A 2,273-nucleotide genomic window follows, 5' to 3' on the forward strand; every position below is an offset into this window, starting at 1 on the left:
CCTCAAGGGCAAGAGAATTACCCTGTATGTTATGTTGCGTTGGAAGATGCAAAGGCTTATGCAGCTTGGGCCGGAGAACGTTTACCTACTGAAAAAGAGTGGTTGTATGCTGCTCAAGGTTCTGATGGTCGTTTATGGCCATGGGGAAATATACCTGATGAAAAAGGAGAAAAATGCAATTTAGGAAATGGGATTCCTACAGCAGTAGGAAAGTATCCCCAAGGAGCAAATCAATTTGGAGTTGAAGATCTTACAGGTTGTATTTGGCAAATGACAAATGATGAATATTTCCAAGGGACCACAAAAATATTTATTATGAAAGGCGGGTCTTATTTTAAACCAGAAGCAAGTTGGTGGTATGTTGAGGGGGGCGCAAAACCTTTGGTACGTCGCCAGAATCAATTAAGAGTATCGCCAGGTTATGAACGTGCAGCGACTATCGGCTTTCGTTGTGTAAAAGATGCTGAATAAAGAAAGAAAATAGATCTGAATAAATCACTATTAAAATACATCATGAATAAATATCTTAAAATTAGTACACTAATTATCTGTTTTCTTTTGACGGTATCTGCTGAAGCACAATCGATAAAGACAGCTGTTTTGACAAGCCAAGGGGGCTTGATGATTAACGGGAAACATTTGCCTTTACTTTCGTTCAAGATTAGTGAAGATGCTTTCAATTCAGATCAGGGTAAAGCAAACAATAATGCAACAGAAGTCGCAAATAAAATAAGTATAAGCTACTCTAAAATTGATTATAGCTACGGAGTTAAAGCAACTATTACTTTTAAAAACATAAGTAAAGATACTTTAATGCTCCATAATGTTGTGCCATTTGGAGAATCTGTTAATCACACATACATAACAGGTAAGGGAAAGCATGAATTGTCACGTACCTATTTATTTCGTCCAGGCTTCGCTCCCGTTAACGTAATTGTACCTGATAATGCTTGGGATTTAGGTTTCTCTGCAATACCTGCAAATGGAGACAAAGGTGTTTGTGCATTAATGAGACGTGATAGAAAATCCGTAAAAAATGGTAAAATTCATCGTTTTGAAACGGTGCTGTATCCTAATACAGGAGAGGTAACTTATACGCTTTGGGCTGATGATTATCAAGGAGATTGGCAGGAAGGATTGCGGGTAATGTTTCAGAAACGCATGTTGTACGATGTGGAACCAGGCACGTTTGACAATTCAATAATGGGCAGAAAAGATTTGCAATGGTTCCGTAATAAATATGTTGTTAACTTGATGATGACTTGGGATCGTCGTTTTTACGATTATAAAGATGGGCAATATCACGTAAAAGAATTTCTTGAAAGCGCCAAGAAGCTATATGGAGGAAGCGATGTATATGGTATTTGGCCAACATGGCCAACCCTGGGGATGGATCAACGCAATCAATGGGATATGTTTAGGGACTTGCCTGGCGGTTTTGATAAATTACATGAAATATCAAATTTATGCCATTCATTAGGCACCCATTTTTTTATATGTTACAATCCTTGGGACGGAAGTACGCGCAGTGACGAAGGACATTTTGATGGTATGACAAACATAATTAAAAAAGTAGGTATTGATGGAGTAGTTCTGGATACCCAAGGAGGATCCAGTAAGGAATTACAGGATGCGGCTGATCACGCACAACCGGGTGTTATTATGTATAGTGAAGGAATGGCTGTTCCAAAAGATATGCAGGGTATCCCATCAGGGAGAGTACATAATGCATTATACTATCCACCGATGTTGAATTTAAATAAATTTATCAAACCGGACTTTGCTATTTTTAGAGTTGCCGATTTTGGTCAAGAACGCATAAACCGTGAAATTTACCTTTCCTTTTTTAATGGATATGGCACCGAAATAAATCAATTTGCACCAGGGATTCCGGAGTGGGTTAATGAAGAATTTGTTTTATTGGGTAAAACATCTCGAGTATTGAGAGAGAATACTTCAAATTTTATCAGTCAAAATTATACTCCATTGTTGTCAACACTTAAGGACAATATTTTTGTTAATCGTTGGGATAAACCAAACAAAACGGTTTACACGGTTTTTAGCCTTGTCCCAGAAGGATTTAGCGATGCGTTATTTGCTGTCGATAACAAACCTGACACTCATTATGTTGATCTTTTTAACCATGAGGAACTTGTTTTGAAGCAAATAGAAAATAAATGGTATGTTCCAACAGTAACATCGGCTTTCAATAAAACAGACATCGGCACAAACAATGAAGGAGCCGTTACCGCTATTGGAGCTTTGCATAATAG

At 37.8% G+C, this 2,273-nt stretch carries 2 protein-coding genes; both read left to right on the forward strand.

The features are described 5' to 3' along the window. On the forward strand, window positions 1–471 hold a 471-nt coding region (locus AC1DPQ_RS25410), incomplete at its 5' end, for a formylglycine-generating enzyme family protein (protein ID WP_477611267.1). 42 nt (window positions 472–513) lie between these two features. Next, window positions 514–2,273: hypothetical protein (locus AC1DPQ_RS25415; protein WP_477611268.1), on the forward strand; the 1,760-nt coding region annotated here is incomplete at its 3' end.

Source organism: Pedobacter sp. 01T416_2, from assembly GCF_056398925.1.